The organism is Bradyrhizobium sp. Arg237L (assembly GCF_029990105.1).
Taxonomy (GTDB): domain Bacteria; phylum Pseudomonadota; class Alphaproteobacteria; order Rhizobiales; family Xanthobacteraceae; genus Bradyrhizobium.
In genome coordinates this window covers 1-19,077 of record NZ_JAQMIL010000100.1, presented here as the reverse complement: position 1 = coordinate 19,077, position 19,077 = coordinate 1, and the positions used below count along the sequence as shown (strand labels likewise).

Genomic DNA, 19,077 nt, shown 5'->3' with positions numbered 1-19,077 from the left:
GGCAATGCCGTGTCGCTACGGGTCCGAGAGCAGAAGTGGCGCTTTGATCCTATTCCTTAAGTTCGCATAAGACGATCTCTAACGGTGATCGCGACCGCTGCTGGCGCCTCGTCGGGAATGGCAAAGCATGAACTCACGTTGATTTCGCAGAGGACGTAGGTATCGCGGCCGGACTTGTCGCGCGGGCCATAGAGGAAATCCGCGTCCTAGATGACCGGGAGCGAGGGTCCATCGATGCCGAGCGTTTCCAGCATTTGTGGTGTCCATTCGTCCTCCATCAATCGTCGCAGCGCCTGGAACGACGGGGCATCGGGCCCGTGCATGATCCGTGGCCCGGGTTGCGCTTCCGGCGCGTCCGGGCCTTCCGGCGGCGGCGGTATCAAGGCCTTGATCAATTGATGTCCAAACCCGGCGACTTTGGAGCCGCTCATATAGCAGCGGGTCATCCCTTCCGGCAGGCGCGGCTGGAACGGTTGATCGATGATGCAGCCTCCCCACCCGAAATATGGCTCGCAGCGAACGATGAAGGCCTCCAGCGGTATGTCCTCCGGCAGGCTACCGCGCTGGGCGTGCAGCACCCGCACCGCGGCGTCAGTATCTGGCAGGGACTCGACCTTCCAAACGCCTTCACCGGCATTGCCCCGGTTTTGCTTGAGCACGCGTGGACCGTTAGCCCGCAGGCGCGACGGGAATTCAGCGCGGAAAGCAGCGGCGCTGTCGTAACGATGCGTGTCGCCGCCCCAACCGAGATGGCGCGTCCGGTAAAGCACCTCCTTGACCCCCATCTTCAGGATGACATCGGGATGTGCGCTCACCCAGGGGCCTCTTGCCGCAACCTCCCGCAGCAATCCATCGAGCGCCGCGCGCGTCTTCCCTTCATGAATGGGATTGACCCAGACAAGGACTCCATCGACCGCAAGCAATTGGTCGCGAACCGCATCAGCGAAGATTTCGTCGTAGATGACGGGGCGGGCCTCGACGCCAACTGAGGCTAGGGCCTCGAAGACGCGGACAAAGCGGCTGTTCTGCGGGGTTGCGTCCCGACGTGCAGCAGCATCTCCGCGCGAGAGGATGGCGACGGTGGGTTGGAGAGAGGCGTTTCGTTCGGTGTCCATCCGCAAGCTCCACGACGGATCGCGTGTTGCGCAGAGCTTGGACCGAAAAGTCTGACGGGGAGTCTGCCTTCCCCACGGGAAAGCTTACGCGACTTTAGACACTCGTTGCAAGTTGTCGATTGCGGCCTTAAAGCGATTTGGAGCTTGCGAGCATCCCCTCCAGGGGGATAGGGTATAGGGCATGGCAAACGAGCACGTCCACGAAACCCACCCCGAGATCGTCAAGCGGCTGCGGCGCGCCGAAGGACATCTGCGCCGGGTGATCGAGATGTTCGGCGAAGGCCGATCCTGCCTCGACCTCGCCCAGCAACTGCATGCCGTCGAAAAGGCGATCGGCGAGGCGAAGCGGACGCTGATCCATGATCATGTCGATCATTGCCTGGACTCCGCAGTGAACGGTACTGCGAAATCGACCAAGAGCGTGGTGGCCGAGTTCAAGGCCATCTCGAAATATCTTTAGCGCGATGCATCCGTTTTCTTCGCGCCGGATCAGAGACTTCGATGGCTAATCGCTCCTTCATTGCAGTCGTCGCCTTTCTGGCGGGCGCCGCCGTCGTGGCGCTGATGCCGGACGTTTCGACCAGGCTGCAGCGCACCGTCGGTATCGCGCCGGGCAATGCCCCGACGCAGGCCAATGGCACGTCTGGACAGGCCGTGCCGAAGATACCCGTCGTTGCCATGGACGACGATCGGATCAAGCTGGCGCACATCGACTTGGCCACGGTCGGTCCCGGGATGGTCGCAAAACGCCTGGCCGTGCCGGGGACGGTAATTCCCGATGCCGGCCGGGTGTCCCATGTTTCGGTGAAGCTATCGGGGACTGTGGCCGAACTGCGCAAAAATATCGGTGATGACGTCACCAAGGGCGACGTGCTTGCCGTTCTTGAAAGCCGCGAAGTGGCGGACGCCAAGAGCGAGTATCTCGCCGCCCGTCTTGCCAACGAGTTGCAGCAGGACCTCACCTCACGTGACAAGTCGCTGTGGGAAGGGCGAGCCGTTCCGGAGCAGCAATACATCAAGTCGCGCAATGCCGCCGCGCAGACCGAGATGCGCCTCAACATCGCGCGCCAGAAGTTGCTCGCCTTGGGCGTAGAGGCGGACGAAATCGCCGGCCTGCCGCAATCCCCGGACGCGTCGCTGCGCAGCCAGAACGTCCGGGCCCCGGTGTCGGGCCGGCTTGCCGAACGCAAAGTCGAGCTTGGCGCGGCGGTGGGGCGCGACAATCTCGAGACCGAGCTGTTTGTCATTGTCGATCTCAGCCGCGTCTGGGTCGAGCTGTCGGTCTCTTCCGCCGATCTGCCGCAGGTCAGGGAGGGCCAGTCGGTGCGGGTCTCGGCGCGCGGATTGCCCGAGACGGCAATCGGCAAGATCGTGTTCGTCAGCCCGTTGCTTGACAAGGAAACCCGAACCGCCCGCGTCGTGGCGGCGCTCGATAACACGAATGGGTATTGGCGTCCGGGATCGTTCGTCACAGCCGCGATTGCACTCAGCGAGCGTCGGGTCGAGGTCGTCGTGCCCGCAACCGCGATCCAGAATGTCGACGGTGGAAAGGCGATCTTCGTTCGCAACAAGGACGGGTTCGAAAAGCGCAGCGTCGTGCTTGGCGAGCAGGACGGGCAGTCCGTCGAGATCGCCTCCGGTATCGCTGCCGGCGAGACCATTGCCGTCTCGAACACGTTCTCGCTCAAGGCAGAGCTCGCAAAACCTCGCGACGAGGACTAGGCGATGATCCCGTGGATCGTCGATTTCTCCGTTCGCCGGCGCTGGCTCGTTGTGCTGGTCACGCTGGCGGCTGCCGCTTCCGGCTTCTGGTCGCTGACCAAATTGCCGATCGACGCCGTTCCCGACGTCACCAACGTTCAGGTCCAGGTCAATGCGGTCGCGCCGGCGCTGACCCCAATCGAGATCGAGAAGCAGGTCACGGTGGCCCTGGAAACCGCGTTGGCCGGGACGCCGGGCCTGGAGTCAACCCGCTCGTTTTCGCGCAACGGCTTCGCGCAGATCACCGCCGTGTTCGCCGACCGCACCGACATCTATTTTGCCCGCCAGCAGATCGCCGAACGCATCAACGAGGCGAAGATCAATCTTCCGCCCCGCGTCGACGTCCGGATGGGTCCGATCTCTACCGGCCTCGGCGAGATCTATTGGTGGGCGGTGGAGTATGAAAAGCCGGGCGCGACCACGCCGGTGCAGGACGGCAAGCCCGGCTGGCAGAGCGACGGCAGCTACCTCACGCCCGAAGGCGAGCGGCTGACGGACGATTTTCAGCGCACGGTCTATCTCCGCACGGTCCAAGATTGGATCATCCGCCCACAGATGCGCACCGTTCCCGGTGTCGCTGGCGCGGATGCGATCGGCGGTTTCGTGAAACAGTTCCAGGTGCAGCCCGATCCGGTCCGGCTGGCAGCCTATGGGCTGTCGTTCACCCAAGTAATCGACGCCATCGAGGCGAACAACATCAGCCGCGGCGCCAATTTCATCGAGCAGAACGGCGAAGGCGTCGTCGTCCGGGCCAGCGGGCGGGTAGAAAATCTCGATGATATCGGCCGGATCGTGGTGACGACCCGGGGCGGCGTGCCGGTCCGCGTCTCCGATCTTGCCGATGTCGCAATCGGGAAGGAGCTGCGCACCGGCAGCGCCAGCATCGATGGCCGCGAGGTGGTGCTCGGCACCGCGCTGATGCTGATTGGCGGCAACAGCCGCACGGTCGCCGCCGCGGCCGACCGCAAGATCAAGGAGATCAGCCGGACGCTGCCCCCCGGCATCCATGCCCGAACGGTGCTCAACCGAACCCAACTGGTCGACGCCACGATCCAGACCGTCGCAACCAACCTGGCGGAAGGCGCGCTGCTGGTGATCGCCGTGTTGTTCCTGATGCTCGGCAATTTCCGCGCGGCACTGATTACGGCCTGCGTGATTCCATTGACGATGCTGTTGACCGCCACCGGCATGCTGCAGGGACGGCTCAGCGCCAACCTGATGAGCCTCGGGGCGCTCGATTTCGGCCTGATCGTCGATGGCGCTGTCATCATCGCGGAGAACAGCCTGCGGCATCTCGCGGAACGGCAGCGCGAGCTTGGGCGCGTCCTGTCACTGCCCGAGCGGCTCGAAACGGTCACCGCGTCCGCAACCGAGATGATCCGGCCCACGGTCTATGGCCAGCTCATCATCATCCTGGTCTACGTTCCGCTTCTCACCTTCACCGGCGTCGAAGGCAAGACGTTTGAGCCGATGGCGCTCACCGTCATGATCGCGCTGGTGGCTGCGTTCGTGCTGTCGCTGACCTTCGTGCCGGCGGCGATCGCGATCGCCATCTCAAAGCCCGTGCGCGAGCAGGAGAATGCCATCATCCGCGCGCTGAAATCCGTCTACGCGCCGCTGCTCTCCCGTACCGCCCGCGCGCCGCTGCCGGTGATTGGGCTGGCGTTGCTCCTGATCCTCGGGGCGGGCGCGCTGTTCACCCGGCTCGGGCAGGAGTTCACACCGACGCTGGACGAAAAGAACATCGTGATGGAGGTCAAGCGGGTGCCCAGCACCTCGCTGGCGCAGGCGCAGGCGATGCAGCTCCTGATCGAGCAGTCGGTCAGCAAGTTCCCGCAAGTCGCGTTCGTGTTTTCACGGACCGGCACGCCGGACCTTGCCGCCGATCCGATGCCGCCGAGTTCGTCCGACACCTACATCATCGTCAAGCCGCAGAGCGAGTGGCCTGATACGTCGATGTCCAAGGACGATCTCATCAAGGAGATCGAGGCCGAAGCGAGCAAATTGCCGGGCAACAGGCTTGGGTTCTCGCAGCCGATCGAGATGCGTTTCAACGAATTGATCGCCGGCGTGCGCGAGGATCTCGCCGTCAAGGTCTTCGGCGACGATTTTGCCGAGATGCAGCGGACGGCCGAGAGCATCGCCAATGTCCTGCGCCGCATCGAGGGGGCTCAAAACGTCAAGGTCGAGGAGACGACCGGCCTGCCGTTCCTGGAGATCAGGATCGACAAGGCCGAGATCGCGCGCCGCGGGCTCAACCTCGTGACCATCCAGGACCTGATCGAAACCGCCATTGGCGGCCGGGTCGCCGGCCTCGTGTTCGAGGGTGACCGCCGCTTCCAGATCGTGGTTCGCCTGAACGATGCGTTGCGCTCCGATATCTCCGCGCTGGAAAACCTGCCGGTGCCGCTGCCGCATGCCAATCCCAATGCGCCGGCGGCGTCCATCCCCTTGCGTACGCTCGCCTCGTTCGAATCGACCGACGGCGCCAACCAGATCAGCCGGGAAAACGGCAAGCGGCGCGTGGTCGCGACCGCCGAAGTGCGCGGGCGGGATATCGGCTCGCTTGTCGCCGCGGCGCAGGCCAAGGTCGCCGAGCAGGTGAAGCTCGCGCCGGGCACCTATCTGACCTGGGGCGGCCAGTTCGAGAATTTCTCCGTTGCCCGCCAACGCCTCTTGTTCGTCGTGCCGGGCTGCTTTGCAATGATTTTCCTGCTGCTGCTCGGCGCGCTGGGATCGGCACGCGATGCCCTGCTGGTGTTCAGCGCCGTGCCTCTGGCCTTGACTGGCGGTATCGCCGCGCTGTGGCTGCGCGGCATGCCATTCTCGATCTCGGCCGCTGTCGGCTTCATTGCGCTGTCCGGCGTTGCCGTCTTGAACGGGCTTGTGATGCTGAGCCAGATCCGCAAGCTGATCGGCGAGGGAGTGGATACGCGGACCGCGATCCAGGAAGGCGCATTGACCCGCTTCCGACCGGTCATCATGACCGCCCTCGTTGCGTCGCTTGGCTTCGTGCCGATGGCGCTGGCGACCGGCACCGGCGCGGAGGTGCAGCGGCCGCTCGCCACCGTCGTGATCGGGGGGCTGCTCACGGCGACGCTGCTGACCCTGCTCGTGCTGCCCGCGCTGTATGCCTATTTCGCGCCGCGGCGCTCGCAACTGGAGACAGAACAGCATTTCGTGCCGAGACGGGCGGCGGAATAGCCCGCCATGCTGTTCGTCCTCGCCAACCGCACCTACCGCCATCTGTTCGCCGCGCAGGTCATCGCCCTGATCGGCACCGGCCTGATGACGGTCGCACTCGGCTTGTTGGCGTTCAAGATTGCCGGCGACAAGGCGGGCGCGGTGCTGGGGAGCGCGCTTGCGATCAAGATGATCGCCTATGTCGGGATCGCGCCGTTCGCGGGAAGCCTCGCCGGCTATGTGCCTCGCCGGCCGTTCTTGGTCGCCATGGACCTGTTGCGGGCTTCGGTCGCGGTCGCGCTGCCGTTCGTCACCGAGGTCTGGCAGGTCTATGTCCTAGTCTTCCTGCTGCAGTCCGCATCCGCGGCCTTCACCCCGACGTTCCAGGCGACCATTCCGGACGTGCTGCCGGAGGAACGCGACTACACGCGCGCCCTGTCCCTTTCGCGCCTGGCCTACGACCTCGAAAATCTGCTCAGCCCGACGCTGGCGGCGGCGCTGCTGACGGTGATCTCGTTCAACAATCTGTTTGCCGGCACGGTGATCGGCTTCCTGTGTTCCGCGCTATTGGTCGTCTCTGTGCGGCTGCCTTCGACAGCGGCCAAGGCTGAAGCGGGCCAGTCGTTCTACGAAACGACCACGAAAGGCGTCCGGATCTACCTGGCGACGCCGCGCCTGCGCGGGCTGCTCGCGCTGAACCTGTCGGTTGCCGCGGCGGGCGCCATGGTCATCGTCAATACCGTGATGCTGGTCCGCGCGGTGCTGGGGCGGCCCGACAACGATGTCGCCATCGCGCTCGCCTGTTTTGGCGGCGGCTCGATGCTGGCGGCGCTGTTGCTGCCGAGGGTGCTCGACCGGTTGCCGGATCGCGCGGTGATGCTTTCCGCCGCCGCGCTGCTGACGGCTCTGTTGCTGGGGCTGATGGCTGTTCTCCGTACCGGGTACGATCAGATCTGGCCGGTCCTGCTGGTGGCATGGACATTGATGGGAATTGGCTACAGCGCGGTTCAGACGCCGACCGGACGCTTGTTGAGACGTTCGGCGCAGTCGTCCGACCGCCCCGCGGTGTTCGCGGCGCAGTTTGCGCTTTCGCATGCCTGTTGGCTGCTGACCTATGCCATGGCCGGCTGGCTCGGGAATTCGACCGGCCTGTCCGCGACCGCGCTAGTGCTCGCGGCGATCACGTTTGTCGGCGTCGTCGCGGCGTGGGTCATGTGGCCGGCGGACGATCCGGAGATCATCGAGCACGATCATCCCACCCTTGCGCCCGACGATCCTCATCTGCAAGGCGCACCCATGAAACGCCACGCTCACGTGTTCGTCATTGACGAGCATCACCGGCGCTGGCCCAACGATGCTTGAGCAAATTTGAAGCGGATTGGTCTATTGATCGCGGGGTTCGATTCCATCTTTGAGGCGCAGCGCGCGCTGTATGCGAATGCGTCTCAGGCATTGAACGCCCTGAAGGAGAGCGGGGCCACAGCGTTACCGTCACTGGCCGTGGCTGCGTTCGCATTCGGCATGCTGCACGCCCTCCTGCCCGGCCACGGAAAATCGGTGCTGACCTCGTACTATGCGGCGGATGGACGCTGGCGAAGCGCCCTCGTCTCAAGCCTACTCCGGATCCTCACGCATGTCGGCTCCGCCGTCGTCCTGGTGCTTTCCGGCTACGCCGTGCTCAAGCACACGATTGGCGGCGCCGGGCGTGCGCCGGCCCTGGAACAAGCGAGCCAAATCCTGATCGTGCTGATCGGACTCTGGTTATTGTGGCGAGCTTTTCGCCCCACCTTCATCGCCACGACCGTTCCGCGCCGCTACTGGCGATCGCAACCGGGCTCATTCCATGCCCGCTCACCACCTTCATCATGACCTATGCCGTTGCCCATGGGGCAGCTCAATGGGGCATGCTCCTGTCTCTGTTCGCAGCCGGCATGGTCTTCACAGCAACGCCAAATCAGGCACAACGTCCAGAGCCGGCGGAATCGGTTCCCGGAATTTCCGCCCGAGCACGGGGTTCATTCGGTATCCTAAGTGCAAAGCAAGAGAAGGACCGCAACCGCCGAGAAACTCGAGAGGCAGAAGATGAAAATGATCCGCCGTGAATTGCTTTACCTCGCTGGAGCGGCAGCAGCGCTTCCATATGTGCCAACGATCGCCTGGGCACAGACGCCAACAGCGCCAAAGCTCACCCAGATACTCCGAAAAGATTTGGAAAGTCAGGGCGAAACCGTCCAGGAGACGATTGTCAGTGTCGTCGACTTCGCACCCGGCACGGCCGCTCCATGGCACATGCATCCCGGTGCGCAGGAATTGCTTCATGTGTTCGAAGGAAGCCTTGTCGTGGAAGTCGAAGGAGCAGCCGTGACTCGGCTCAACGCCGGAGAGGCAGGAATCATCGCGGCCGATCTCGTCCATCTCGCCCGCAATGAAACTACAGCAAGCGTCAGGGCATTGGTCGTGCACAGCAGAGCTGCCAGGGACAAGCCGCTGATTCTCGTCGTGAGGAACTGAAGCGACGCTGGGAAGGCGATGCCATTAGTGCCGAAGGCGCGACCCGTGCCAATCAATATCGTAACACGAGGCTTCACGATTGCCGACATAGGCTCAGGACGCAGCATTAAGGCAACGTACGCCTACAATTTCTCGTCAATTGGATTTCCAGAAACGTAAAAGTAAGTTTAGTTGAGAAGGTCACGTTGGATTGCAATGTTTGATCTTCACGTCGGGGCCCGCAGACACCCGGCATCCCAAGACGGTTCTCCGTCCAAGTTCTGCTCATTGCTCGAGGTCGTGTGACCGCGTGCGCTGGGCGTTTGGACCGAAACATGAGCTGCATTTCTCCAAAATGTCCCAGTAGCGTTTGTTGCCGCCGTCAAGGCGCGTTGGGTCGCTCGGACGCGGCAGAACCGGCTGAGGCGGCAAGATGAACTTGGTGTCCTTGGCGCTGCGACGTCCGATTTCGCTTTTGACGATGATAGTAGCCGTCGCCTTGATAGGTGTTCTGGCCGTTGATCGCATGTCTCGCGACATCTTCCCAGATCTCGGGGTGCCCGTCCTGTACGTGGCTCAGCCGTACGGCGGAATGGATCCGGCACAGATGGAAGGGTTCATCGTCAACTATTATGAGTATCATTTCCTCTACATCACCGGCATCGAGCATGTCGAAAGCAAATCGATCCAGGGCGTAGGGCTGATCAAGCTCCAATTCCATCCCGGCACCGACATGGCGCAGGCCACGGCGGAGACGGTCGGCTACGTCGATCGCGCCCGCGCCTTCATGCCAGCCGGAACCGTGCCGCCTTTCGTGATGCGGTTCGACGGTGGCAGCGTTCCAGTCGGCGACCTCGTCTTCTCCAGCAAGACGAAAACAGTCGCCGAGTTACAGGACGCGGCGCTCTTCAAGGTGCGGCCATTGTTCGCGACCTTGCCAGGCGTATCTGCACCGCCGCCCTTCGGCTCGAGCCAGCGCACTATTCTCGTTCGCTTGGATCCCGACAAGCTGCGTGCCTACGACATGTCGCCAGACGAAGTGGTCCAGGCGTTGGGCGCCGGCAATACAGTCAGCCCGTCTGGTAACGTCCGCATCGGCGACCTCATGCCCATGGTGCCGGTTAACTCCGTTGTCCGGGATTTCAACGGTCTAGGCAACATTCCCATCCGCTCGCGCGGAACGCAGACGATCTTCATACGCGACGTCGGAACGGTCGAAGACGGCGCCGACATCCAAACCGGCTACGCGCTGGTGAATGGACGCCGTACGGTCTACATCCCCGTAACCAAACGCGCGGACGCTTCGACACTCGCGGTCGTCCAGGCCGTCAAAGCCAACTTACCACGCTTCCAATCGGTACTGCCCGATGATGTCGAAGTCAGTTACCAGTTCGACCAGTCCCCCTACGTGACGCGCGCCATCCAGGGACTGTTCGTCGAAGGCGCTCTCGGCGCGGTGCTCACAGGCCTCATGGTACTGCTGTTTCTGCGGGACTGGCGCAGCTCGCTCGTGGTGGTCCTGAACATCCCGCTCGCGATTCTCGCGTCGGTGACGGCGCTCTGGGTATCGGGTCAGACCATCAACATCATGACCTTGGGCGGGTTGGCGTTGGCTGTCGGCATCCTGGTCGACGAGGCGACCGTCACCATCGAGAACATCCACACGCATCTTGCTGAAGGCCGCAGCCTGGCGCGTGCCGCGAGCGGGGCCACGGCCGAGACGACGCTGCCCCGGTTCGTGGCCATGCTCTGCATTCTGGCGGTGTTCATTCCCGCATTTTTCATGACCGGCGCTGCGCACAACCTGTTCGTACCGCTGGCCTTGGCCGTCGGCTTCTCGATGGTGGGATCGTATTTCCTTTCCAGTACCTTTGTCCCGGTACTCTCGGTATGGATGCTGCGCAATCCGAGCACGCACCAGAAGCCGCGAGACACGTCTTTCGAGCGGATGCGTGCCAAGTACGATTGGTTCGCGCGCGCCGTCATGAAACGGCGGCGCATCGTCGTGCTTTCCTATCTCATCATCTGCGGCGCAATCATTTTCCTCGTCGGCAACTCTCTTGGCACCGAGATTTTTCCAATCGTAGATACCGGCCAGCTCCAATTGCATCTCCGGGCTCCGGCGGGAACGCGCATCGAGCGCACCGAGCAAATCGCGCTGCAGACCCTCGAGGCGATCAAGCGCGAGGTCGGGCCGGATAATGTGGACATCAGCCTCGGTTTTGTCGGCACGCAGCCGCCCAATTACCCCATCAACACCATATACCTCTGGAGTTCCGGCTCCGAGGAAGCGGTGCTGCAGGTGCAGCTCAAGCGCGGCGCCGGAATCCGCATCGAGGATTTGAAGGAGCGGCTGCGTCAGAAATTGTCTCAAGAACTGCCGGGTGTACGCTTCTCGTTCGAGCCAAGCGACATCGTCAGCCGGGTGATGAGCTTCGGCGCACCAACCCCGATCGAAGTCGCCGTGAGCGGGCCGAGCTTCGCCAACAGCCGCCAATATGCGGATAAGCTGCGAGCGAGGCTGGGACAGGTGCCGACGCTGCGAGATCTTGGATTCGAGCAGGAACTTGATTACCCGACAGTTGCGGTCGCCGTCGACCGCGAGCGAGCGGGCGTTCTGGGAGTGACGACGAATGACGTGGCGAAATCGATTGTCGCCGGTACCTCATCCAGTCGCTACACCTCGGCCAATTATTGGGCCGATCCAAAGAGCGGTATTGGATATCAGGTGCAAGTCGAGATCCCTGAGCGCCGGATGAATTCCCTGGAAGAGTTGAAGAACCTCCCAATCGCTCGCCGATCGGGCCAACAGATCGACCTTCGCAATGTTGCTCACGTTACCGATAGCACGGCGCTCGGCGAATATGACCGCTACAACATGCAACGGATGCTGACGCTTAGCGCGAACATTCACGGCGAGGATCTAGGACGCGTAGCAAGCCGTGTGCAGCAGGCGATCAGCGACGTCGGAAAGCCGCCAAATGGGGTGAATGTGACGTTGCGCGGGGCGATCCAGCCGATGGTGGAGATGTTCGGCGGCCTCCGTCTGGGACTTTTGACAGCGGTGGGCGTCATCCTTCTGCTGCTGGCCGCCAACTTCCAGTCGTTGCTGCTTTCCCTGGCAGTGGGATTGACGATTCCCGGCGTAGTGGCGGGAGTTGTAATCATGCTTTGGTTGACCCAGACCACACTCAATATTCAATCGTTCATGGGCGCGATCATGGCAATCGGCGTCGCCGTGGCAAACGCCATCCTGCTTGTAACTTTCGCAGAGCGCAGCCGCGCTGAGGGCCGCGAGCCGTGGGAGGCAGCCATCGAAGGCGCACGAAGCCGCCTGCGTCCGATCTTGATGACGAGTTTCGCGATGCTGGCGGGGATGCTGCCGATGGCACTCGGACTAGGCGAAACCGGAGAGCAAAGCGCGCCCCTTGGGCGGGCGGTGATCGGCGGTCTGCTCGGCGCAACCTGCGTTACGCTCATCATACTGCCCGCGATCATAGCCATGCTTCAGTCGCGACATACGCCGACTTCCGCGTCGCTGGATCCTGACGACCCGCATTGCCGTCATTTCGAGCCGGAGTCGCGGCTCGGGGCGGTACGGTATCCTGGCGACCGAACAGCGGAGTCCCGCGAGCTGGCGGCGGAATAAGCGAACGGCCAGAATGGAATCCTAAAGGTGACGTACTATGAATTTCACAAGCCGAACGGTTATCAAGGTCTTGTTGGTCGGCCTCGCAGCAGGAGGCATCGCTGTTGAGCGGCAACACCTGGCGGCATCGCCATCACCGGTGAAGCAAACGAATGTCGACAACCCTCGGCCGGTCGAGGTCGTGCGGCCACGCCGAGTCACGGTGGCACAACGTCTTCAAACCAATGCGACCCTCGAAGCTTTTGAGGAAGCGGATCTCTTCGCCAAAGTCTCGGGATACCTGTCGGAGGTTCGGGTCGATATCGGCGATCACGTGAGGGCGGGTCAAGTGCTCGCTGTTATCGACGTTCCGGAAATGAAGCAGGAGCTTGCCGAAGCCAAGGCCGAGTTGGAAGCCAAACGAAGTACGCTGGAGAGCGCGCGCCGTCAGCTAGATCACAACAAGGCGGAGTTGGCGCTTCAGGACGCCCTGGCGAAGGACCGGGAGGAACTGGGCGAGGGACGGAACTTCATCAGTGACCGGACACTCGATCAGGTGCACGCCAACGCGGCCATTGCCAAGGCGGATCTCGGTGTCGCGGAAGCGAACAGCGATCTCGCGGCCCACCAGGTCGATGTGGCCGCCGCCACCGTGGAGAGGATCAAGACGCTGCTCGCCTATACGCAGATCGTGGCGCCTTTCGATGGCGTGGTGGCGCGGCGCCAGGTCAACCGGGGCGATTTGGTTCAGGCCGCCGCGGCCACGCGGACCACGCCGTCCGCAGGATCACTTTTCACACTGCAGCGGATCGACACGATCAGGGTGTTTTGCGACGTTCCGGAGAACGATGTGCCTCACCTTCACGTCGGCGATCCGGCGATCGTCAAGCCGTCTGGTTTCGAGGGTAAGCCATTCATCGGCAAGGTAACCCGCTTCTCGCTGCGCCTCGATCCCGAGACCCGCGACATGCGTACCGAAATCGACTTGCCCAATCCCGACGAACGGCTTTATCCGGGCACGTATGCGGAGGTCTCACTGGAAATGAACCGCCGGCCCGATGCGCTTACCGTACCCACTGCCGCCGTAGGTTCGGATGGCGAGGGCAATTTCGTGTATGCCGTTACTGACAATCGGATCACACGCCTTCCCGTCAAGATTGGCCTCTCCGATAATGGCCGCATCGAGGTGATGGGCGGCCTGTCGGAGGAGATGCCAGTCGTGGCCAACGCAAAGGGCGTGCCGCCACAAAGAACGGCGGTCCAGCCGCAGATGGTCCGTGAGAATTCCTAGTGCGGCAAGAGACACCACGGAGCAGCCCGAAAGGATGCCTTTTATTGCGACTATGGTCGTCGTCGTCCGATTGGGGAAGTTTTCCGCTACTCCGCCGCCAACCATCGGTCGCGCGGCGACCTACCGCCTTGCAATCCGCCGAGCTTAGCCACCTAAATCGAGACCTGCCGGCACTACGATGCGCCAGCTACAGCGCCCCGAACCTATTCTGTTGCGCCGGAAGTCTGCGTTTTCCCGAATCGTCAACTTGGTGCTGCCGGAAGCACCCGGCAAGTTTCACATCGTCGCGCTAACACTTCGGCCGGTGCGAATTGGCCCACTCGCGCGCATGCTCGATCGGAGTGCGGGGAGGCAGAATAGCCCGCAGCTTTTTTGTCGCTGGCAAATTCTCCATCCGCTCCCGCCAGCGACAGAAGGATGGGTATTTCGGGTACATTGCCTTGCCTTCTTCCGTCAAACTGAAGGCAAAGGTGCTCGGAAGCAGGAAGAAGTCCGCGATCGTGAGTTCCGAGCCGAGCAAATAATTCTGGCCGTGCTCAAGTTCACGCTCTACCACGCCAAGGGCAAGCTCGACCTTGGGCAGCGCATGTGCCACGACCCTTTCGTCGGATCCGATGCCAAGCTCCGGAAAGACCAGCCGTTCATGCGTCACGTGATAGATCATGTAAGGGTAATAGTAAGAGTTCACCGCACCAATCCATTGGTTCATGCGCGCCCGCAGGCGAGCGTCGTGCGGCGTCAGCTTTGGCCCTTCGAAGGCTTCATCGACATAAGAGGCGATCGCGCTGGTCTCGTAGACCGTAAAGTTGCCATGCCGAAGGATCGGGACCCGGTTGAACGGATGCAGCGCCAGGTGCTCGTGCTGTCCCATCACAGGTTCGAGGTCATGAAAGCCGTAAGGCACGTCCTTGTGCGTCAGAACCAGACGCACGATGTTGACGTAGGTGCTTCGCGGGAAGCCATAGACAATCGGTTCAGCCATTTGCTCCTCCCCTTCCTCGTTTATGGCGGGCGCATTTGTCATCGCCAGAATGGCTTGGCGGCCTCGTCCAGCGCTTCTTCGCGCGTCAAGCCGATGTCGGCGAGCAGATGCTTGTCGTCGGCCAGATCGCGGAGTGCCATGCGCAGCCTGCGCCGCGCGGCCCAAGCACGAAGCCCACGCTGCGGAGCGTCGATCCTTCGCACCGAATTTTCCCGGTGAAGTTGCGTGCGCGGAATCGCCGACCGGATCAATCGAAACGGCGATGTATCATTGATCAAGGTTGACATCGACAAGCTCCAAATCTCATGAAATGCTACACTGGAGCTGTTCAATAGAGTTAGCGGGCCGTTATCCGCAAAGCATCGTTTCTCTGGCCCGCCCTAGTTTTTCTCATGAAGTCCTTGCGATGCGCCCACGCCTACCACCCCTGAATGCGCTGAAGGCTTTCGAAGCCGCGGCGCGGCATGAGAGCTTTACCCGCGCGGCCGAGGAGCTTTGCGTCACGCAGGGCGCCGTGAGCCATCAGGTCAAGGCGCTGGAGGCTGAGCTTGCAATCAAGCTGTTCAATCGCGAGCGCCAGCGCCTGATCATCACCGAGGCGGGCAAGGACTATCTCACTATCGTTCGCGATGCGCTGGACCGCATTGCGGTTGGCACAGAGCGCCTTCTGCAACGCCAGAACGCCGGCGTCCTTACCGTCAGCACCTCGCCGGACTTCGCGGCCAAATGGCTCGTTCACCGGCTGGGCCATTTTGCCGAAGCTCATTCTGGGATCGACCTTCGCGTTTCCGCAACGCTTCATCACGTCGACTTCGCGCGAGAGGAAGTCGATCTTGCGGTGCGCCATGGCGAGGGCAATTGGCCGGGGCTCGATACGGTCAAGCTGAGCGCCGAGCAGCTCTTTGCTGTTTGCAGTCCGAAGCTTCTCTCGGGCCGCCGACGACTCGGCAAGCCGGCCGATATCCTCAACTATCCGCTGATCCATATGGACAGCCGAACCGATTGGTCCAGGTGGCTGCAGGCGGCGGGCGTCGACGACACGAATATCATCCACGGCCCCGTGCTCAATCGGGCCAGCATGGTGATCGACGCGGCGATCAACGGGCAGGGTGTCGCGCTTGCCCGCACGACATTGGCGGCGTGGGACCTGATCAACGGACGGCTGGTGCGGCCGTTTCCGGAAGCGTTGCGACTGTCGAAGACCTACTGGATCATTTGTCCGAGGGCGACGGCAGCCCAGCCGAAGATCGTCACATTCCGCGACTGGCTCTTGGCAGAGGCTTCCAGGGATCTGCGGCAGCTCAAGAAGCTGGGCTGGTCCGTGAACCCGCTCAAGGAGAGCGGGGACTGATCATCCCTCACGCAGACGATTGAAGATAAGCAACGGTCAGTATCTCTTCCCTGATCGCCGTTGCGAATAGGAATGGCGGCGCAAGACCGTCGCTCGTTGCGGTCGTTCGTTCTCTGCTCTATTTTACTGATCGGGGACGTCGCAGCCTCCCCGTAAAATGGTGACCCCATGCAAGCGCTGCTCGCTTTTCTATGGAGCGAGCGCATGGACGGGTCCACTTTTGAACTTCCGCTATTTCTGCTTGCGACCTTTGCGGGTGCTTTTGTTGCGGGGCTCTCGGGCTTTGCCTTTGGGCTTGTGGCGGCTTCGCTCTGGCTTTACATCCTCACGCCGCTGCAGAGCGCGACATTGATCGTCGGCTTCGGTCTTCTGGTGCAAGGCTACTCAGTCTGGAGACTGCGCCGCGCGCTCGATAGGAGCAAATTGCTGCCGTTCATCGTCGGCGCCGCGCTCGGGGTTCCGACGGGCGTGTCTCTCTTGACCTGGTCCGATCCTCGAACCGTCCGCATCGCGGTTGGCGCGTTCCTCGCTGCGTACAGTCTCTACGCACTTCTCCGACCCAGCCTAAAACCGATCTCCACCGGAGGGAGCGCGGCCGACGCTGCGGTTGGCTTCCTCAACGGCGTGCTTGGAGGCCTGACCGGCTTAGCAGGCATAGTGGTGACGATCTGGTGCGGCCTGCGCGGCTGGCCGAAGGACCTTCAACGCACGATATTCCAGCCCGTCGCCGTTACCACCTTCCTCATGTCTGCGCTCTGGCTTGGAGGAAAGGGAACGGTGACCAGCGAGACCGTTAAACTCTTCGTGATGGGTTTGCCGTGCTTGCTAATCGGAACATGGCTTGGGCTGAGACTGTTTGACTACATTGACGAAGCGATGTTCCGAAAGCTGGTACTCGCTTTGTTGCTGATTTCGGGAGTCTTGCTGGTTGTCTGACAGCCGATTGACAGGAGCGACGGCAATCGGTTTATTCGATCTATGGGGGCGTGCGATCCCCCCACGAGGCGACATGCCCAAGAATCGCGTCCGTACTTCACCAAGGACGCCGCATGTCTGCCATCAACTTCTCTTCTCGGATTCGACTTTTCGCCCGCGATCCCGATTCTCGCGCAAACTCGTCACGCATCTGGATGGGGCGCCTGCTCGGCACAAGCCGCGGCACGCTCCGGGCTCTCGCGATCTCAGGCGCGATACTTGCTCCGGCGCATGCCGCGTCGCGCCCTCTTGATGTACCGGCGACCACTTCGGTTCGTGACGCGACCCAGCCGGTCCTCACCAATCAGATCGACGATCTCGCCCCCGCGCTGGCGACGCGGACAAGGCCGCAAGAGACGTTGCGAGGGGTCGTCGCGGAGGTAGACCAACGCCACGACCGGATCGCCGTGCGCCTGACACCGCGCGCGACTGCGGACCTCAAGGTACAGGACGGTCTGCTCTTCGATTCCGTTCGCTATGGCGACGAGGTCGAACTCACTATCGAGACCATCGACGGGGAGAAGACCATCGTCGGGCTCAGGAAGGAATAAGGCGGTGGCGCGTATTGCAAGCATGCCTTGCCGGATGCGTCGCTGGTGCGCGTTCGGCGGAAAGACCATCCTGCGGAGGATCTGATCATGCACGACGTTGCTGGCGATCGATCGGTTGGCAGGATGGAATATTGGAGACGCCTATCGCTGTCACTCCTTCTGGCAGTGCCGATCGGTGCGGTGACGCACAGCGTTGCCGCGGATACAGATGCTGGGAAGAGCAAGGCGGAGGCCTGTGCGGCATGTCACGGCGACAAGGGCGTCTCCACCACAGAGAACACGCCATCATTGGCGTCGCAGCCCGATCAGTTCCTGCAATGGCAACTGGTTTTCTTTCGCAGCGGTGCGCGCAAGAGCGAGGTCATGGGTCCGATTGCTGAACAACTCAGCAACGACGATGTTCGCGACCTCGGCGCATATTTCGCTTCGCTCAAGGCTGCCGATCCGACGACGGCAAAAGGGGCGGACGATCATCCTGATTTGACAGACGCCGGCAAAAAGGCGGCGGCAGTCGGACATTGCGCTTCCTGTCACGGCGATAACTATGCCGGCAGCAAAGCCGTTGCCCGTATCGCGGGGCAACGCGAGGATTACCTTTTGAAGGCGCTCCACGACTACAAGGCCGGCGTTCGATCCGGCGGCGGTGTCGCCGCGATGGCCGAGGTTGCCTACCCACTAAGCGACCAGGATATCGCGGCGCTGGCGCACTACCTCGCGCGGCTATGACGAGGACCACGTAATTTCACTTCGCGCGAGAAAATGCGTTCGATTTGGGGGCATTCGTCTCGACGAAAAGGAGAAGCGCAATGACTCGGAAATTTATCTGGGCGGCCGCCGGCCTGATGTTGGCGGGCATCGCCGGTATTGCAATGGTGACGGCGGAACCGAGGCAAGGTCCTGCGTTCATTGCGGGTGATCAGCCGGTGACCGAAGACCAGATGCGTCAGAAGTTGCAGTCTGATGGCTGGTCGAACGTGCAAATTATCCGCGACGGGCGATACTTAGAAGCTGTCGGTTCGAAGCAGGGCCAAATCAGCAAGATCGTCGTGGACGCGCAAAACGGGCGATTGCGCGTTATCGATGACGACGATGATGACTGAGCGGCACCGCGCTTCGATCAGTCGATAAACCTCACACGACGCGCGGCGACGATGGAAGTCGCCGCGTGGTCAGCGTGATCATTGCATTAACGGCACCAAGGTCGAGGGCTGGCTCGACGGCAAGTTCTACCCTGAGGACACGCTGGCGCAGCCAGTGTCAGGGCGTATCGGCCTTTGGTCAAAGGGCCCGACCGCCACATGTACCTCAGCGACTACAGCATCACAGCAGCCGATTGAAGGCGGCGGCCTTGCTAGGCTACCGGGGATCGGAATGGGAGAGGGGCAGGTTCGCTGTCGTTCCAAGCGTTCCGTCGTCCATCACGCTGCGGAGACTCGGCTCGTTCCGCATTGACAAGTTCGCGCTCTCAGCCTTATTTGCGCGCATGGGGAAAGCGATCTCCCCACGAGGCGACATGCCCAAGAATCGCGTCCGGTTTTCAACCAAGGGCGCATCATGTCTGCCGTTATCCAGATCTTATCATACAAGCTTTCTGATCTGACGCTGCCTTTGGCTGCCGGCATTTTCGTCGCCTGGCTGATTGCCGGGCCATGTGTCAGGAGGCTGCCATGACCTACACGATGAAACCCCTTTCCTGCGATCCGAGCCGCGTGCGCGGCATGTCGGAGCGGATGATCATCAGCCACTACGA

At 62.0% G+C, this 19,077-nt stretch carries 14 protein-coding genes and 2 pseudogenes; 13 read left to right on the top strand and 3 right to left on the bottom strand.

What is annotated here, in order from left to right; genetic code table 11:
* Nucleotides 1-56: 56 nt before the first annotated feature.
* Nucleotides 57-1,115, bottom strand: a pseudogene (locus OZ411_RS38990) (Cj0069 family protein).
* 181 nt (nt 1,116-1,296) lie between these two features.
* Between OZ411_RS38990 and OZ411_RS38985 the strand changes: the two are divergent.
* The 8 genes from OZ411_RS38985 (at nt 1,297) to OZ411_RS38950 (ending at nt 13,468) form a co-directional block, all read left to right on the top strand.
* The gene (locus tag OZ411_RS38985; protein WP_282532199.1) at nt 1,297-1,575 is read left to right on the top strand and encodes a metal-sensing transcriptional repressor; all 279 of its coding nucleotides are present in this window, start codon (nt 1,297-1,299) and stop codon (nt 1,573-1,575) included.
* Nucleotides 1,576-1,616: 41 nt separating this feature from the next.
* Entirely contained in the window at nt 1,617-2,837 is a 1,221-nt protein-coding gene (locus OZ411_RS38980) for an efflux RND transporter periplasmic adaptor subunit (RefSeq protein ID WP_282532198.1), read from the top strand.
* Nucleotides 2,838-2,840: 3 nt separating this feature from the next.
* Entirely contained in the window at nt 2,841-6,080 is a 3,240-nt protein-coding gene (locus OZ411_RS38975; RefSeq protein WP_282532197.1) for a CusA/CzcA family heavy metal efflux RND transporter, read from the top strand.
* A 6-nt stretch (nt 6,081-6,086) separates the two neighbouring features.
* Nucleotides 6,087-7,421, top strand: a complete 1,335-nt coding sequence (locus tag OZ411_RS38970; protein WP_282532196.1) for an MFS transporter — start codon at nt 6,087-6,089, stop codon at nt 7,419-7,421.
* 24 nt (nt 7,422-7,445) lie between these two features.
* Nucleotides 7,446-7,928, top strand: coding sequence for a hypothetical protein (locus OZ411_RS38965; RefSeq protein WP_282532195.1), 483 nt, complete (start codon nt 7,446-7,448; stop codon nt 7,926-7,928).
* Between the two features lie 213 nt (nt 7,929-8,141).
* Complete coding sequence (locus OZ411_RS38960) at nt 8,142-8,570, top strand: cupin domain-containing protein (RefSeq protein WP_282532194.1); 429 nt, start codon at nt 8,142-8,144, stop codon at nt 8,568-8,570.
* 412 nt (nt 8,571-8,982) lie between these two features.
* Complete coding sequence (locus OZ411_RS38955; protein WP_282532193.1) at nt 8,983-12,198, top strand: efflux RND transporter permease subunit; 3,216 nt, start codon at nt 8,983-8,985, stop codon at nt 12,196-12,198.
* A gap of 37 nt (nt 12,199-12,235) precedes the next feature.
* Complete coding sequence (locus tag OZ411_RS38950; protein ID WP_282532192.1) at nt 12,236-13,468, top strand: efflux RND transporter periplasmic adaptor subunit; 1,233 nt, start codon at nt 12,236-12,238, stop codon at nt 13,466-13,468.
* 289 nt (nt 13,469-13,757) lie between these two features.
* Here OZ411_RS38950 and OZ411_RS38945 read toward each other — a convergent pair whose 3' ends face one another.
* Both OZ411_RS38945 and OZ411_RS43455 read right to left on the bottom strand, forming a co-directional pair.
* A complete protein-coding gene (locus OZ411_RS38945) occupies nt 13,758-14,492 on the bottom strand; it encodes a glutathione S-transferase family protein (RefSeq protein WP_282532191.1) in 735 nt (244 codons plus the stop codon).
* Nucleotides 14,489-14,626, bottom strand: a pseudogene (locus tag OZ411_RS43455) (DUF1127 domain-containing protein); the annotation flags it as partial. The gene OZ411_RS38945 and the pseudogene OZ411_RS43455, both read right to left, overlap by 4 nt.
* A gap of 230 nt (nt 14,627-14,856) precedes the next feature.
* Here OZ411_RS43455 and OZ411_RS38935 point away from each other — a divergent pair.
* The 5 genes from OZ411_RS38935 to OZ411_RS38915 all read left to right on the top strand — a co-directional run bounded on the left by OZ411_RS38935 (nt 14,857) and on the right by OZ411_RS38915 (nt 18,427).
* On the top strand, nt 14,857-15,801 hold the full coding sequence (locus OZ411_RS38935) for a transcriptional regulator GcvA (RefSeq protein ID WP_282532189.1): 945 nt from the start codon (nt 14,857-14,859) through the stop codon (nt 15,799-15,801).
* A 168-nt stretch (nt 15,802-15,969) separates the two neighbouring features.
* Nucleotides 15,970-16,737, top strand: a complete 768-nt coding sequence (locus OZ411_RS38930; RefSeq protein WP_282532188.1) for a sulfite exporter TauE/SafE family protein — start codon at nt 15,970-15,972, stop codon at nt 16,735-16,737.
* 113 nt (nt 16,738-16,850) lie between these two features.
* On the top strand, nt 16,851-17,327 hold the full coding sequence (locus OZ411_RS38925; RefSeq protein WP_282532187.1) for a hypothetical protein: 477 nt from the start codon (nt 16,851-16,853) through the stop codon (nt 17,325-17,327).
* Nucleotides 17,328-17,450: 123 nt separating this feature from the next.
* Nucleotides 17,451-18,053 carry a c-type cytochrome gene (locus tag OZ411_RS38920; RefSeq protein ID WP_282532203.1) on the top strand — a complete coding sequence of 201 codons (603 nt, stop codon included), beginning with the start codon at nt 17,451-17,453 and terminating at the stop codon, nt 18,051-18,053.
* Nucleotides 18,054-18,133: 80 nt separating this feature from the next.
* Nucleotides 18,134-18,427: a hypothetical protein gene (locus OZ411_RS38915; protein ID WP_282532186.1), complete on the top strand. Its 294-nt coding sequence runs from the start codon at nt 18,134-18,136 to the stop codon at nt 18,425-18,427.
* Nucleotides 18,428-19,077: the final 650 nt, after the last annotated feature.

Bases quoted from the DNA above. Each gene is read 5' to 3' on its own strand.
- OZ411_RS38930 (WP_282532188.1), top strand. From the start codon at position 15,970: ATGCAAGCGCTGCTCGCTTTTCTATGGAGCGAGCGCATGGACGGGTCC.
- OZ411_RS38950 (WP_282532192.1), top strand. From the start codon at position 12,236: ATGAATTTCACAAGCCGAACGGTTATCAAGGTCTTGTTGGTCGGCCTC.
- OZ411_RS38975 (WP_282532197.1), top strand. From the start codon at position 2,841: ATGATCCCGTGGATCGTCGATTTCTCCGTTCGCCGGCGCTGGCTCGTT.
- OZ411_RS38920 (WP_282532203.1), top strand. From the start codon at position 17,451: ATGGAATATTGGAGACGCCTATCGCTGTCACTCCTTCTGGCAGTGCCG.
- OZ411_RS38970 (WP_282532196.1), top strand. From the start codon at position 6,087: ATGCTGTTCGTCCTCGCCAACCGCACCTACCGCCATCTGTTCGCCGCG.
- OZ411_RS38960 (WP_282532194.1), top strand. From the start codon at position 8,142: ATGAAAATGATCCGCCGTGAATTGCTTTACCTCGCTGGAGCGGCAGCA.
- OZ411_RS38980 (WP_282532198.1), top strand. From the start codon at position 1,617: ATGGCTAATCGCTCCTTCATTGCAGTCGTCGCCTTTCTGGCGGGCGCC.
- OZ411_RS38985 (WP_282532199.1), top strand. From the start codon at position 1,297: ATGGCAAACGAGCACGTCCACGAAACCCACCCCGAGATCGTCAAGCGG.
- OZ411_RS38945 (WP_282532191.1), bottom strand. From the start codon at position 14,492: ATGACAAATGCGCCCGCCATAAACGAGGAAGGGGAGGAGCAAATGGCT.
- OZ411_RS38925 (WP_282532187.1), top strand. From the start codon at position 16,851: ATGTCTGCCATCAACTTCTCTTCTCGGATTCGACTTTTCGCCCGCGAT.
- OZ411_RS38915 (WP_282532186.1), top strand. From the start codon at position 18,134: ATGACTCGGAAATTTATCTGGGCGGCCGCCGGCCTGATGTTGGCGGGC.
- OZ411_RS38955 (WP_282532193.1), top strand. From the start codon at position 8,983: ATGAACTTGGTGTCCTTGGCGCTGCGACGTCCGATTTCGCTTTTGACG.
- OZ411_RS38935 (WP_282532189.1), top strand. From the start codon at position 14,857: ATGCGCCCACGCCTACCACCCCTGAATGCGCTGAAGGCTTTCGAAGCC.